Below are 15,211 nucleotides of genomic sequence, written 5' to 3'. Positions count from 1 at the left end.
GATATGCAAGCCAAGCAAGAATACTACTACAAACCAGAAGAGTATCTAGAGCTAGAAACTGCTGCAAATTTTAGAAGTGAATATTACAACGGTCAAATATTTTCTGTAGCGGGCGGAAACCCAAATCACAATAAGATAGCAGGCAACTTTTATGCTGCACTCAACTTTGCTCTCAAAAAGCAACCCTACGATGTCTTTATGAGTGATATGCGCTTGTGGATTCCCAACAATCGCTTATATACATATCCTGATGTTATGGTCGTTTCCGGTCAGATAGAGTTGGCAGAAGGGCGTAGAGATACAATTACCAACCCGATTGCGATCGCAGAACTTATCTCAGAATCTACAGAGAAATATGACAGAGTCGGTAAATTCAAACTCTATCATGCAATTCCCTCATTAAGAGAATATATCCTAATTTCGCAAACAGAAATTTATGCAGAACAGTACTCAAAAGCTGAAGGTGATAAATGGCTATTTTTCAGTTATGAAGGTGACAATGCTGTGCTATCTCTAACTTCAGTTCCTTTCCAAATATCACTTCTCGACCTGTATAACAAAGTTGAGTTTGCATCTGAAACATAAGAATGAGTAAGGGCGAACAACCGTATGCCTCCTTCGTCGGCACGCACTCGCGAACGCCCCCACTACTATAAATCTTTCACACAAATTAAAAAAATGGCAAAAACAAAAACCCCCACCTCCACCACAACCATGCTACGGCAACCCGCCGAAACCAAATACAAAGAAGAACTCGACTATCTAGCCTCTATCGACAAAGGAAGCAAACCTTTCTCCTGGCGACTTTCGCCACAAATGGTAAGAACATTTGTCCTGGGCAGCACTCCCTCCCAAAAACTCGATCGCCCTATAGAACAAAAATGGTATGGCGACCCAGGAATAGCCGAAAGAGCGATCGTCACCCTTGCTTCCGATAGAGGATTATTACTCATTGGCGATCCCGGTACGGGAAAAAGCTGGCTGGCGGAACTACTTGCTGCAGCCATTTCCGGTAACTCCACCTACGTCGTTCAGGGAACCGCCGGAACCACTGAAGACCAAATTAAATATTCTTGGAACGTCGCAATGGTGATTGCTGCCGGTCAATCCCGCGAATCCCTCATTCCCTCCCCAATTATGACAGCCATGCACGCTGGTGCAATGGGACGTTTTGAGGAATTAACCCGGTGTACATCTGACGTACAAGACGCCCTCATTTCCATCTTGAGCGAAAAGTATATCTCTATTCCGGAACTCAAGGCAGACAACATTGCCTTTGCCCAACCAGGCTTTAATGTCATAGCCACAGCTAACAGCCGAGATAGAGGTGTGAATGAACTCTCTTCTGCCCTAAAACGCCGCTTCAACTTTGTTCACATGCCTGTGGTGACAAACAAAAAACAAGAGAAAGAAATTATCCTCTTCCGCACCAAGGAACTGATGAGCCGACATGGTTTTGACGTTGACATCCCACCGACATTACTCGACGTACTGCTGCAAACCTTTGCCGATTTACGAGAAACCAGCGCGGCTGCAAGTTCTGACGACCAACGATTGGAATCTGCCCTATCAACAGCCGAGCAAATTGGCGTGTTAGAAGATGCTATTCTCCACAGTCGCTACTTTGGCGCAACAACTTTAGATGCAGGGACACTGGCGAGTTCCCTTGTTGGGACACTGGTGCGTCGCTTACCTGAAGATGTTTCCGTACTTAACCAGTTTTGGCATGCGGTTGTCGAGAAACGCAGCAAAGAACAAAAGGGAGAGTGGGCGCAATTTCTGGAAGGCGGTAAGCAGGCGATGGGATTGGTCAAGAAATAACTCAATCAAAGCAAATTTTTTACGCTCTACAAACAATGGTCAAACTTCCTCAAACACTGGCACCTCTCCAACAACAGCTACTTGATGCCGCAGAAAAGTTTGCGACAGATGCTCAACCTTTGAGCGAATTCCTAGCAGCTATGGTTAAGGATGTGGAAAGGGCTGCGGCTGAACCGTTAGAAATTTTTCCCGTGTGTCACCACTCACCATCCTCAGCTTTACAAATGGTGCGACGGCTGCACGAAAAGCCTTTGAAAGCAATTTACCTGGAAATGTGTGAGGATTTGCTGCCTGTTGTAGAGCATTTGCAAGATTGTAAATTACCTGTGGCGTTACAAGCTTTTGCTGCTGAATCCAAAACTTTTTCGCCCAAGTTAATGCCCTTGAGTGCAGTTGCTCCTTTAACGGAAGCTTCCGCTGAGTATCAAGCGATCGCTTATACCTTACAGCACCCAAAAACCCAACTGGTGTTTGTGGATCGGGCAGTTGATTTTATCTTTCAATGGGAACCTCAAGAGGTTGAAAATCGGGAAGAGCCAGAAGAACCAGAAGAACCGCCCTCAGATGAAGCCAAGATGCACGGTACGGCTGTTGGGGTGGAAGTTGGCAGCCTTGTGCCCAAGTTTGACCAGTTTCTGATGTTTTTGCTGCGAAATTCCAATACGCGGCACTTTGCGGAATGGTGGGATCAATATGTTGAGCAGGCAATTATCGGTGCTGATTATGAAACTTACCGTCAGGTGATGTTTCTGATTGGTAGTTTGATGCGGCGATTGGGGAGAAACGAAAAAGATGTAGAAAACGATCGCCTGCGGGAGCGATATATGTGGACTCGCATTAAGCAGCACATGAAGGCTAATAAGATTGCTCCTCATGAAGCTATCTATATATGTGGAGCCGCCCACGCTGCTAGTGAAGTTGCTGAGTTTGGAGTTGCAAATGATACTATTTGGGAAATTCCAGAAGTCACTCAAACAAAATGGCTGTATGGGTTAATTCCTTCTAGTTTTGCGGCAATTGAATACCAGTTCAGCCATCCGGCTGGTACGATTTCTCTGGCTGAAACCACTTGGAAAAAGAGTTTAAAGGTGTCTAAGTTACAACCTTTTATCCTGAAGAAAAAAGGAGATAAGGAAATAAGGCAACTCAAAGACGCAAACACTCAAGAAGAATCTTCCCCCCAACCCCAAAGGGAACGCCTAGCCTCCTCGCTTGTGAGTTTCCTCTCTCGTCCGCCGGAATTTGCAGAAGCAGATACAGAACAGTTATTACAGTGGTGTGCCAGTATTGTCGCCTCGGCACGTAATAATGGATACCTCGCAAGTACGGCTGATTCTATAGCCGTATATCAAACATCTATGCTGCTGGCTGCAATGCGAAATCGGCTCCATCCAACCCCCTATGATTTCCAAGATGCAGCTATTACCTGTTTGGAAAAAGACCGTACCCCGAAGAAACGCAATATCTATCAACTTTGTCAAATTCTTTTGGGGGGCGATCGCATTGGTACGGTGGGCTATGCGTCCCTACCGCCATTAGCCCAGGATGTCTACAATCGGTTAACACCACTTGGAGTGGACTTACTGAGTCAAACCAATCAACGCGCCTTAATGGACTTCAAGCAACAACCTGAATTGTTGGCGTGTTCTGACGTTCTGTGGCGGCTTCATTATTTGGTGGGCGATCGTCTCGTGCAACCGATTATGGGAGAGAGGGCTCTTGGTTCCAAGCCATTGCAGGAATCCTGGGAGATTCGCATTGGTAAGAACCAGCGCGACATTATCATGCTGGGTTATGAAGGGGTGACTATCGAGCAAGTCTTGGAACAAAGGCTCAAGCAGTTTGCTTTCGCAAATCAAGCAAAAACCAGCGCTGTTTTAGAAGCTGCTGAAGATAGTATTTTATACCTTTACAGCCCACGGTTAACTCAAGAGTTGGGAGAACACGCGATCGCATTACTGAAACAGGAAACAGGGGCAGAAGACGCACCTAAAATCTTTGAGCGAGTGCGTCGTTTGGTACATTACTATCGCACCACACCAACAGGATTGCCAAATTGGATTGAACGGTTTGTCGTTACAGGTTACGGACACTACGCAACCCTTCTCCCCCAAGCCTTTGTAGACCGGGGAACTTCACCCGAACAAATTGCCGGGATGCTGGGCTTTATTTTCACCTTGGAAAGTTTGGCACTATCCCTAGGCTGCAACCGAAGCCAGTTATTAATTGGCGTACAACAAGCAAGTCAGGAATTGGAAGATCCGGCAAAACTGGGTTTGTTATGGACAACCGAATGGCTGCTTTCTTTGCGAACCTTAGAACAAATTCGCGACTTCTTTAACCAAGTCCTCAACAACGAAATGTTGATACCAGCATTTCCCGATTATCTCAATGGGTTTATCCTAGCGTTGAACTTTGCCCCTCGGATAAATCGGTTTGTCGTAGAACTTTTGAGTAAACTATTTGCTTCAGTTCCAGACCCAGTTTTGCTGCCCTGGCTACCCAGCTTAATTTTACGTTTGCGACCCCATACCCAGATTTTGCCCGTGTTGCTTAAAGAAGCAGCAACAAATTTCCCGCAACAATTAAGTGATTTTGACAAATGGCAACCTTCTTGGATTGCTAGGGAACAAAATTCTCAGCAGGCGACTTCTGAGGGAGAAAATATTCAAGTAGAAGCTATGCCCGCACTTAATGACCAGCAAATACAGGTGCGGCAATTACTGTTTAACACGAAACAAACAACTGAAGCATTGGCAAGATTGTTGGACGTGGAAACTGTTATTTGGGAAGAAATTTTGCCATCTAATGTGAAATCAAATGCTAGCCATTGCCCATCGGAAAAAGAAACACAAATTCAAACATTGCTTTTGTCTCAGCCAGCAACAATGACTTCTTTAGCTGCTTTTTTAAGCTGATATAAAAAATCAGTCAAGTATCGTAGGGTGGGCACTGCCCACCGTTCACTAATTAAGAAGTTGCAAAATGTCAGCTAACAGAAAAAGTCAGTCGAGCACACATAATCCCATTACCATGCTCAGATACTTTTTCTGAAGTAGCCTGGAGAAATTATCTGATACCTCACCTCGTCACCCAGCTTAGAATCAAGATGATTTCGCCCTGGGTGAGGTCGTTATGAGGAGGGTATGGGGAATATTAATTATTAAGCTAAAATAAAGTTTTATGTGCGGGTTTCTTAACTGTCTTAACTGTCTTAACTGTCCTTGCATTTTTGTAAAAGCTATGGAAATATGTAATCGACAAAGTTGAGTCAATAAATATCATGAAATTTCTGACCAAAATTAAACAATATTTAACGTTTTTGTTCGTAGTGTTAATTGCAAGTAGCTTTATGGCATTCACCCCTTCTGCAATTGCAGATTCATCAAATGCATTAACACCTGTAGCGATCGCATTCAATGTTTCAACGAATCTAACAAGTATTGATAAAAGCAATTTTGACACTGAAGTACTAAAGTCTGGCTCACCTGTGTTTATACTTCTTACAAGAGAGGATGAAACCGAGGCTAATAACAACTTAATTACTAGTTTAACTGATGCTATTAATTCATCTGTACCTAATTTTTTTGATAAATATAAAATTGGTGAAGTTAACTTCAGTAAAGACACAGAATACTGGAACAGCAGCATTAACTTAAGCAAAGATGTCTTTGGCAGATACGCAGATTTATTGAAAAGAGACGGGGAACTTCGCATTCCCACTCCTTCAGTCCTCGTCTTTAAAAACGGTGAAGTAGTAAAGTCTATTCCTAGTTCCAGTTCACCACAAGAAGTATTAAAATACATCAACAGCATATCTTGAGATGATTTTCTGAACATCACGAGTTTTAGAACCCTGGTTTCTTTGAAAAACTGGGGTTCTTGTTGCCCGAACCGTATTGCCTAATAATCCATAAAACGCGGATATAACCTATCATTCCTTCCCCTTAGGCGAAGATTTGCCGTGAATGTCACCTAAGGAATGCTGGTAAAGCGATCGCTACTATTTTTCTCAGTCAGCGATCGCCGCTTTTTTGTTCACCTCTTTGTTATCTAGTGCATTGCCACAACCGTTCCAAGCGAAGTAGTAGTTTCGTAGTAGTTTCGTAGGGTGGGCACTGCCCACCGTTAACTAATTGACTAAGTCAGTCGAGCACACATAATCTCATCACCGTGCTCAGATGCTTCTTGCTGGAATAGACTGGAGAAATTATCTGATACTAAATCCGGTTTATAAACCCCTTTTTTATGAAACCGCCAAGACGCAAAGAGCGCCAAGAGAAGACAAAGAAGATAAAAGGAGAGCTAACCCGGATTTGTTATGATAATTGGCTTCTAGACACTATCGATGAAGATCGGCTGCTTTATTTTTCACAGATCTCAGCTCTGCACTCCGTGCCATCCGTGAGTTGTTTCATGCAAAGCGATCGCTTGTGTAAGCCTTAATGGATCTAGGTTTAACCGTTTGCCAAGAATAGCGAGGCTATAGTTTGTTGAGTGGAAAACTGGCAAGACGGGTTTCAATGTGGGTTTTCTCCTTGTCACTGAGCCCAAACATTTCATAGACTGTTTCATCAATATGTGTCATTGCTGAAAAGAAATCAGACTCGACTTGTTGAAAGTTGGCAAATTTTTGTCGATAGGTTTGCATCACGACAGCATACCAAGATACTTGCTCTAGGGCAGCAAGGCTGCGCTTGCTCTAAGGTTTCACCCATTATCCGGTCGGCACTGCGCTTGTGGATATGACCTAGCCCATGTCGGTTTGGGAAGAGATGCGGGTTCTTAGCGCATGCTTTTCTCAATTTAACATTGGGCTTCCGGCTGAGAAGCAAAGTCAGCGTTTGCGTTTGTTTGGGGCAATTAAAACAGATTGAACATTGAATAAACTTAGTCTTTACCATTACATTTACTTAGCGTATAGTCATAGACTAAATGATTTTTTACAAAAAACGATTACCAAATGAGGATATATACTGACGAAAGCTGCACTCAGCCCGATCAAGGCCCATACCTGCTCATTGGAGGAATTGTCACAGACAAAGAAACCTCCAAAGAAGTTCGTAAAGCTATTCAAGTGTTAAAAAACAAACACAATCTCCAAAATGATTTTGAATTTCATTTTTCAGATATAAGAGATAACAATATTGAGGTATATCAAGAATTGTGTAGTATCTTTTGTAATTTTTATGAGCAGAAATGCTCTTATAAACGGGGGCTTCAGACACCTAGAATATATCGACGCGTCTGTTTTGATGTAATATTAATACCTCACTCAAAAATTGACCATCTAAAATTTAGCCAAGGGGACTCTGAAATCGGTTTTTTTCAGTTTTATTATACTTTTTTAGCTTCTGTCTTAAAAAAACATTATTGTTCAGACCGCAAATTTCATATTACCATTGATGCAATTAGAACAAAGAACCCCCGGATGGTTCCGAAGTTACACAAAAGGTTACAAACTTGTCTGCCAGATGTTCAGGAACCTGTGAAGACTATCCAACCTCAAGACTCAAAAGCGGAATTGCTTTTGCAAATGGCAGATGTGATTCTAGGTTCTGTAAGCTTTTCATGGAACAAGTCAAAAACCGAAACTAGTTCAAGAATTGATGCAAAAAGAAAAGTTGTTCAGCACCTTGAAGAAAATTTGGGGCAACCACTAAATCAAACTACCTACTTTGCTAAAAGCTTCAATATATGGGAATTGACCCTACAATAAAATAAAAACACACTGAGCCTAGACTTTTCAGCCGTAGCATCGCAGAGCGACGTTGTTCGGAACCTCAGTGTGCTTTTCATTCATTATAGATCTTTTTAAAATAAGTTTCAACCCTCCGTCGAGATTGCGCTTTACTAACCTCTCACCGTCTTTTAGCATTAGGCTTTCGTCTGCTGCCCTTTGCTAGTCAACGGCAGGCACGCGAGTGCCATCGCGCTATTTTGGATTCGGCAATCTTTCAGTCACAGTCACAACACCCTTGCTTGCCCTCGATCTTAACGGGCGAGACGCCCGTTCCACAAGAAATTTTGGGATATTTTTTATTGGGAAGCTTTTAACCACCAACCACCAACCACCAACCACTAACCACTCACCACTCACCACTCACCACTCACCACTAACCCTTTCAGCTATTTAGCACTTTTATTCGGCTTTTGTTGCGAGATGGAGAGGGTATAGTTATACTGTCCTTGGGATAACTCACCCACATACAAAGCGTAGTTGCCCTCTTGCCAGAAACCAGAAATTTCTGGCTTGCCTCCAGAGTAAGTATCTGCTAACACACAGAAACGTCCCCCCGGACCATCAATTAATAGAGTTGGCTTGCCACCGCTTTCAACTGTTAATCTCAGGTAAGGTAGCGATTGTGTAATCCTTATCACTTGACTGGGTTTAGCAGCAATCTTGCCACAGTTGCTGTCCTGCGTTCCTCCAGATGTACCATTCACAACTAACGGATCGGGCTGCAATTTAGGGCTAACTTGCACTACTTCTCCTTGCGCTAAACCAGCATTAGTGAGACCTAAAGCGATCGCTAACGCTATGGTAATACTCTTTGGTAGCTTGCACTTCTTCATAATATCATCATGCTCCCCAACTTTTATAAAGCGATTATTAATACACCTTTCTCTAGTCCAAAAGACGGATTTTCACTGTTCCCTGTTCCTAATTTGTTTTTATTTTTTTATGAATAAATTCTCAAACAAATCATATATTAAAAAAAATAAAGTTTCTGAGCAACGGTAATGCCAGAAGCTAGAACCTTAACTACTAGGAGCGATTTTTAAACTTAAAAAATTTCGCTAAAATCACAGATGTCAACTGCCAATCCTTGAGATAAGAGTTGGCAAGTCGATCGCAAAGTGTCCTAGCTGAGGTAAAAAAACATGAGTTCCCAACCACAAGATGACTTGCAGCGTCGCCTCCAAAAGCTAGAGGCGGAAATCAATTCCCAATCTGCAGTCAGCCCACAATCGCGAGAAGTGACACCATCGCCTAAGGGGTTTCCCAGATTTTACTCAAAACCCATAGAGAAATTTATAGCTTGGTTCAAAAGTCAGTCTCCTATAGGAAAGCTAGCGATTGTGGGTGTTGGCTTTGTGTTGGGATTTTCTATCCTGCAAGCAGTTTTTAAACTCGTTTCTGCTGTTATTAGTCTGGCAATCTTGTCAATCTTAGTGTACCTTGGATACAAATTTTTCGTATCAAGTAACTCTCAAATTAAGCGGTAGTTTTTTAAACGAGGCGAGAGTGACGTAGAAATAAAGTTAAAGGAAATTATCTAATGGCAAACCCAATTGTGAGGAGACATAATAACGCAAAAGAACAGGGAACATCTAGCTCTCTACCCTTGACAACAAGACGCATTGCGGCTTGGGCAGCAGAAGTGACACTGGTGGTGACTAGTGGGTTGATTCCCTTCAGTCTTGGTGCATATGTAAATTCTAGAAGTGATGTAAACCGCGTACCACTCAATCCCGTGCTGGTACAAACAGAACGTGCGATCGCCCGTCCACTTGCTTTACCAGTGAGCTATGGTGTTCGTAACGTAGCATGGCCCACAGATTTCTTGTGGACAGTATCCTTGTTAGTGCCTTTGACACTCTCGGGCTGGCAATTGTACTTACTAGCGAAAACAGGAAGCACGCTGCCCAAACGGTGGTTTGAAATTAAAGTTGTCTCCTCAGACGGGAAACCACCCGGTTTGGGACCAGTTTTGATAAGGGAAGGACTTGGTCGTTGGGCTGTACCGATGTCTGTCGCATACCTTCTGTGGCGTTACAGCTTTTTATTCCCCAATTTCAGTGCTTTCATGAGCTTGGCTACTGTGGTGCTGCTATTAGAAGGAACGGGCTTCCCCTGGCAGCAAGACCGTCGCGCACTCCACGATCGCCTGGCTGGGACTTATACTGTAGATGCCCACAAGCCTTTTACACTCTCTTCCCCTAAAGATAGCAAACGCGCTCAGTCTCAGTGGGTGGAAGGAGATGAGGAAGCTTCTATTGCGTCGGTTGTGATGTCACCTGAAGCGTCATGGCGACGCAATTTCTTGCAGTGGATACAACAACAAAATCCCAATCAGACACTGCTTGGAGTTGCGATCGGTAGTATAGGTTTACTATTGCTCACCTTAGTTGGGACGCAACTCTATATACAGAGTTTGCAAAATCAGCGAGTTACCGAACAGCGCAACAGCGAACAGTTTCTGGCAATGGTGAAACAATTAAACCCTGACTCTAGTGCTAGCGTTGAGGAACGCCGCAGTGCAATATCAGCTCTGGGTACCTTCAACGACCCGCAGGCGACTCAGTATCTTGTGGATCTCCTAGTTAGAGAAACGAACCCCGTACTTATTGATGCAATTCAGCAAGCATTGGTTGGCATTGGCCCCAAAGCCATCCCCGATTTAAAGCGGACGAATCAGTTTCTTGCTGGCGAATTAGATGGAAATAGTAAATCTCAAGTACCAGAAGTACGACAGCAACAACTTTATGCAAATCAACGGGCAATTAACAAAGTTCTATCAGCATATCATGGTAAGATAGAAGGTTCGGATTTAAGTAATACCCAACTCGGTCAAAGTGCCTCTGGAGATACTTCTTTCAGACTGATATTAGACAAAGCTGACCTTTGGGGAATTAAGTTCAGAGGTGCAAATTTATCCTTTGGCACTTTTAAGGGCAGTCGCTTCCGGGGACTGGGTGAGGATGGTCGTTGGGATACTTATGACGATTCGGTTTCGGATCTCAGTCAAGCAAGGATGACGCAAGCTAATCTCACGGAAGCTAACCTCAGCCGTGTTTCAATGATTCGTACCGATTTGAGTCGCGCTACCCTTAACAAAGCCAACTTATCCAATGCACGTTTATTAGGTGCTAACCTCAGCAGTGCCCAGCTTGTAGGAGCGGATTTCCGTGGTGCAGTCCTGCAAAATGCTAGCCTGACTGGAGCAGATTTAGGTGATGCCAAATTCAATGAAGCAGATATGTATGCGGCTCGTTTAGGTCGTGTTATAGCTGTAGGTACGCAATTATCTTTTGCTAATTTAATGAAAACAGATTGGCAGGGTTCGGATCTGTCAGGTGCTTACTTAGATCGTGCTAATCTTAGCGATGCCAACCTGAGTGCTACTCGCCTGACTGGTGCTGTCCTGAACTCTGCTAATTTGCAGAATGCCAACTTCCGAAATGCTGACTTGAGTCTTGCAGATTTGCGGGGCGCAAATTTGAATGGGGCTGATTTTCAGGGGGCTATTCTTTCTCCCAACAGACAAGACCCCACAGATCAGTTTGTACAAACCCCAAGTCTGGGTACGCAATCTGCTGTAGTGGAGGGAGTTGATTTTACTCAAGTGAAGAATTTAGATCCCAAGCAGATAGCATACATTTGTACTCAAGGAGGCATTCATCCTCGTTGTCCATAGGAGGTTCTTGGTTAGTAGTGAGTCGTTAGTTGCTCTTAACCACTAACTACTAACCACTAACCACTACCAAAATACAAAACAGAAATCTACAATAGTGTGATGAATTATGTGAGGAGTGGGGGGAATGAAGCACATAAAGTATTTAGTCTCGGTTGTTGCCGCTAGTTCAGTTTTAAGTTTTGCCCAATTCACCCAACCCGCACAGGCTCAGGTCGCATATGGCAGCTATGTTGGTGTAGGTCCAGCAGTTGGGTTTGGAGATGGCGTTCAAGTAGGAGCGGTCATCGCCGGTCGCTACAAATTTCTAGAATTGCCAATTTCTCTCCGCGCTCAAGCTTTTCTTGGTAGGAGTGCAGCCCTGGTTCCAACAGTGTCTTATGATGTTCCCCTCAACTGGCAAACAGATGCTTACTTGGGGGCTGGGGTTGTACTTGCTAGTGGTGATGACCCATCTCCTGTTGGTAATAAAATCAGCTTTGCTTTGCAACCCGGAGTTGATTACATGGTTCCGAATAGCAACACTGTTATATTTGGCAATGCCATCATTGCTTTTGATGCTATCCGTGATGGTGGTACAGCTTTCTCTTTACAAGGTGGGGTTGGTTTAAGGTTCTAGAAATCGGTGAAAATAATAATGATAAACGAGCAAAGCAATTTCTTGCTGGCTCGTTCACCTATCTAATTAACAATCCTACTTATCCCGTTTTATAGGTATCAAGTTTAACAGCTATTGCGGTTAAGCCAAGATTTTTTCCTGGGATTTTATTAACTCTCCAGGGGCAAATGTACCATGCTCTGTAATGATTCCTGTAATTAATTCAGCTGGTGTCACATCAAAAGCTGGATTGTAAAATTCCACACCTGTTGGTGTAAGCATTGTATCTCCAACTTTATAGATTTCCTCGGGATTGCGCTCTTCAATGGGGATTTTGCTGCCATTAGATAAAGAAAAATCAATGGTGGAAAGGGGTGCAGCAACATAGAATGGAATATTATGTGCTTTAGCTACAAGTGCTAAACTATAGGTGCCAATTTTGTTGGCTGTGTCTCCATTGGCAGCAATTCTGTCAGCGCCAACAACCACAACATCTATCAAACCCTGCTTCATGCAGTGAGCAGCCATGCTATCGGTAATGACTGTTACTGGAATCCCTTCTTGGACACACTCCCAAGCAGTTAATCTTGCTCCTTGCAAGCGAGGGCGAGTTTCGTCAGCAAATACTCTTGCTAAACGCCCTTCTCGAAATGCAGAACGCACGACACCTAAAGCAGTTCCGTAACCTGCTGTTGCTAACGCACCTGCATTACAGTGGGTCAGAATGGTAAGCTGTTCTGGAGTAGTAGGTAATACGGAAAGACCGTTGTCACCAATTGCATGACAAGTTTGCAAATCTTCTAAATTAATGCTGTGGGCAGTTTTTAAAAGTGTTTGTTTTATCTCTTCAATGGTGCCAATAGTTTCGTAAGCGCTTTTCATCATCCGCGAAATTGCCCAAAATAAATTCACTGCTGTTGGGCGTGTTGAGCGCAAGAGTTCTGCAACTTTCTCCAAACCGTTCAAAAACTTATCGCGATCGCCAGTTTCAATTTCCCTTGCGCCAAGATACATTCCGTATGCCGCCGCTACTCCAATTGCTGGTGCGCCTCGCACAATCATAGTTTTGATCGCTTGCGCCATATCTTCGCAACGGCTGATTTCTACAAATGTGTACTCATTTGGCAAGCGGGTTTGGTCTATCAGCGAAACAGAGTCGTTGTGCCAAATAACTGGATAAACTTGGTTTGTGGAAGAATTCATGGAACCGAACGTCATTAAATTTTTTAAATTGTAACGTTAGCAATTCTACTAGTTAACTAGGTCGGCGGAAATAAAAGCAGTTATGTTAAGGAATGTAAACAAAGATTATAACCCTTATTTTTTCGTAATATACGGCGATAGCATCCCTTTGTTGTTGGTGCGATCGCAAAGCCCTACCTATCAGGGAACAGAGGGAAGCTGAAGTTCAATTCCTAATTTACTTCCTAAATCTAGAGCGTTATTAGTAAAATCAGTAATCCCGGCAATGGGAGTGGCAATCGTTGCACCAAATTTAGTAGACCGAAAAGTTTTGCGAAGCGATCGCACTCATTTTTCGGTCTACTGACTGTATTAAATTCAAGTGAGAAACGCTATATAAAGACTGAGAGGTCTTTAGAATCCCCGATTCCTAAAGGGCGAGGAGTGTCAAGCTGGATAAATTCGCAACCTGCGGAAAGGTTCTTCACCAAAGCTTTGGGATTTGAGATTGTACCGTTCAACCAATTCGTGTTGCATTGCACGAACTTTAGCAGAACGAGGAAGTAATTCCACGGGCTGTTTCTTGGGAATCACAATCTCTTCCACCGCAAGTCTGGCTTCTTCTAAGGCATCAATTTCATCTTCACTTCCACCTCGCACAAATCGGTTCCCTTCGGGTTCATCGTCTGTACTCAGTTCTTCTATACCCAAGACTTGCTGTAAAGTTCTGGTAATTTGAGTGAAGGAATTGGCTTTCATGGTGAAGAGGGGTACTTGATGGTCTTCTGCCATGCGCCTTAAATTGGAGTGTTTTCTTGTATGCGATCGCAGCGCCACAATAGCTTGGGCACTGTTGATATCCTTTGTTAGCACCACTGGCAAGCTCAACTCGCGAATAACTGTTTCCAACTGGTGGTAACTAATGCCGTAAGGGTAAACGTAGCATAACTCGTATTCTCCCTTGACATCTGGTTGCTCACCAGCAAACTGTCTGAATTGCTTAAAGGATCGATCTAAGGAAGGTTCAAATTCTTGTTCTCCTGAAATGCCATGTTGGTTTTGCATCTGGGAAAATTGCAGTATTTTCCCGGTTTTTGGTCTTCTATAGGGCTGGTTGGGAAAGTCAGAAGATTCGTTAGAGTCGCTGGGTAACTCTCGTGTAATTGTAACCTGACCGTTTTCATTGACAGTTCTCACTTCGGGATTCGGCTGATGTCCTCTAAGTAAACTATCTATCGTGTCAGCAACACTTCTGTGTACTACCCAGCGTTGCCGTTCCAACATTTCTATTGCAATATCAAAAGTAGGCGGAGCTTTTCGTTCCAAAACTGTCTTTTGAGTGCGTCGCCGTCTTGCTTCTTCATCCCCTAAGGTGACTGATTGGATGCCACCAACTAAATCGGACAATGTGGGGTTTTTAATCAAGTTTTCAATTTCGTTACCGTGAGCAGTACCTACAAGTTGCACTCCACGTTCAGCAATGGTACGAGCAGCCACAGCTTCTAGTTCTGTACCAATTTCATCAATAACGATGACTTCGGGCATATGGTTTTCCACTGCCTCAATCATCACCTGATGCTGAAGTTCTGGACGGGCTACTTGCATCCGTCTTGCCCGACCGATTGCTGGATGAGGTACATCTCCATCGCCTGCAATTTCGTTTGATGTATCAATAATTACCACGCGTTTATTGAAATCGTCTGCTAAAACACGAGCAATTTCTCGCAAAGCTGTGGTTTTACCTACTCCAGGGCGACCTAACATTAGAATGGATTGACCGCTTTCTACTAAGTCGCGGATAATGTGAATAGTGCCATAAACTGCCCGACCGACACGGCAGGTCAGACCTATAACATCCCCTGTACGGTTTCTAATAGCACTGATGCGGTGTAGAGTTTGTTCAATTCCGGCACGGTTATCTCCGCCAAACTCTCCTACCCTTTGGGTACAATATTTGAGATGTTCTCGGGTAACTGCTGTTTCAGAAAGATACTCTGCTTTGTTTGGAAAGCGAGCTTCCGGACGCCGACCCAAATCCAAAACAATTTCAATCAAATCGTTGCGCTGTGGATGCTCTTGTGTAACCTTTTGAATTTCTGGTGGCAAAATCTCCAGTAACTTTTGGAGATCCTCTGTCATTTGCATGATTTTAACGTGGTTTTGATAAGAACGAGAGCAATGAAAGTAGAGA

General features: G+C 43.6%; 14 protein-coding genes. 9 read left to right on the top strand and 5 right to left on the bottom strand.

The genetic code is table 11. From position 1 onward, the window contains the following. Positions 1–3 precede the first annotated feature (3 nt). From ACYRY3_RS31860 to ACYRY3_RS31845, 4 genes are all read left to right on the top strand, one after another. Positions 4–585, top strand: a complete 582-nt coding sequence (locus tag ACYRY3_RS31860) for a Uma2 family endonuclease (RefSeq protein ID WP_460205671.1) — start codon at positions 4–6, stop codon at positions 583–585. Between the two features lie 93 nt (positions 586–678). Further along, positions 679–1,821 (top strand): ATP-binding protein, encoded by a 1,143-nt coding sequence (locus tag ACYRY3_RS31855; RefSeq protein WP_460205670.1) that lies wholly within the window; start codon positions 679–681, stop codon positions 1,819–1,821. 35 nt (positions 1,822–1,856) lie between these two features. Then, a complete protein-coding gene (locus ACYRY3_RS31850; RefSeq protein ID WP_460205669.1) occupies positions 1,857–4,739 on the top strand; it encodes a DUF5682 family protein in 2,883 nt (960 codons plus the stop codon). Positions 4,740–5,104: 365 nt separating this feature from the next. Next, positions 5,105–5,644 (top strand): hypothetical protein, encoded by a 540-nt coding sequence (locus ACYRY3_RS31845; RefSeq protein WP_460205668.1) that lies wholly within the window; start codon positions 5,105–5,107, stop codon positions 5,642–5,644. A 660-nt stretch (positions 5,645–6,304) separates the two neighbouring features. Here the strand turns inward: ACYRY3_RS31845 and ACYRY3_RS31840 are convergent. After that, on the bottom strand, positions 6,305–6,475 hold the full coding sequence (locus tag ACYRY3_RS31840; RefSeq protein WP_460205667.1) for a hypothetical protein: 171 nt from the start codon (positions 6,473–6,475) through the stop codon (positions 6,305–6,307). Positions 6,476–6,784: 309 nt separating this feature from the next. On the opposite strand from ACYRY3_RS31840, the gene ACYRY3_RS31835 reads away from it, so the two are divergent. Together ACYRY3_RS31835 and ACYRY3_RS31830 are read left to right on the top strand one after the other, a co-directional pair. Beyond that, complete coding sequence (locus tag ACYRY3_RS31835) at positions 6,785–7,540, top strand: DUF3800 domain-containing protein (protein ID WP_460205666.1); 756 nt, start codon at positions 6,785–6,787, stop codon at positions 7,538–7,540. A 205-nt stretch (positions 7,541–7,745) separates the two neighbouring features. Next, positions 7,746–7,958 (top strand): hypothetical protein, encoded by a 213-nt coding sequence (locus ACYRY3_RS31830; protein WP_460205665.1) that lies wholly within the window; start codon positions 7,746–7,748, stop codon positions 7,956–7,958. On the opposite strand, the gene ACYRY3_RS31825 is transcribed toward ACYRY3_RS31830, so the two are convergent. Continuing rightward, on the bottom strand, positions 7,951–8,397 hold the full coding sequence (locus ACYRY3_RS31825; protein WP_460205664.1) for a hypothetical protein: 447 nt from the start codon (positions 8,395–8,397) through the stop codon (positions 7,951–7,953). The two genes, ACYRY3_RS31830 and ACYRY3_RS31825, sit on opposite strands and share 8 nt — an antisense overlap. Positions 8,398–8,706: 309 nt before the next feature. Between ACYRY3_RS31825 and ACYRY3_RS31820 the strand changes: the two genes are divergently transcribed. The 3 genes from ACYRY3_RS31820 to ACYRY3_RS31810 all read left to right on the top strand — a co-directional run bounded on the left by ACYRY3_RS31820 (position 8,707) and on the right by ACYRY3_RS31810 (position 11,859). Beyond that, positions 8,707–9,051, top strand: a complete 345-nt coding sequence (locus ACYRY3_RS31820) for a hypothetical protein (RefSeq protein WP_460205663.1) — start codon at positions 8,707–8,709, stop codon at positions 9,049–9,051. Between the two features lie 53 nt (positions 9,052–9,104). Then, the gene (locus ACYRY3_RS31815) at positions 9,105–11,243 is read left to right on the top strand and encodes a pentapeptide repeat-containing protein (protein WP_460205662.1); all 2,139 of its coding nucleotides are present in this window, start codon (positions 9,105–9,107) and stop codon (positions 11,241–11,243) included. A gap of 124 nt (positions 11,244–11,367) precedes the next feature. Then, positions 11,368–11,859 carry a hypothetical protein gene (locus ACYRY3_RS31810; protein ID WP_460205661.1) on the top strand — a complete coding sequence of 164 codons (492 nt, stop codon included), beginning with the start codon at positions 11,368–11,370 and terminating at the stop codon, positions 11,857–11,859. A 120-nt stretch (positions 11,860–11,979) separates the two neighbouring features. On the opposite strand, the gene mtnA is transcribed toward ACYRY3_RS31810, so the two are convergent. The 3 genes from mtnA to ACYRY3_RS31795 all read right to left on the bottom strand — a co-directional run bounded on the left by mtnA (position 11,980) and on the right by ACYRY3_RS31795 (position 15,165). Beyond that, a complete protein-coding gene (gene mtnA / locus ACYRY3_RS31805; protein ID WP_460205660.1) occupies positions 11,980–13,041 on the bottom strand; it encodes an S-methyl-5-thioribose-1-phosphate isomerase in 1,062 nt (353 codons plus the stop codon). A gap of 180 nt (positions 13,042–13,221) precedes the next feature. Further along, complete coding sequence (locus ACYRY3_RS31800; protein ID WP_460205659.1) at positions 13,222–13,368, bottom strand: hypothetical protein; 147 nt, start codon at positions 13,366–13,368, stop codon at positions 13,222–13,224. A 99-nt stretch (positions 13,369–13,467) separates the two neighbouring features. Beyond that, positions 13,468–15,165, bottom strand: a complete 1,698-nt coding sequence (locus ACYRY3_RS31795; RefSeq protein ID WP_460205658.1) for a R3H domain-containing nucleic acid-binding protein — start codon at positions 15,163–15,165, stop codon at positions 13,468–13,470. Between the last annotated feature and the right edge of the window lie 46 nt (positions 15,166–15,211).

It is taken from the genome of Scytonema sp. NUACC21, from assembly GCF_054684315.1.
This window is presented reverse-complemented; position numbering and strand designations above follow the sequence as displayed.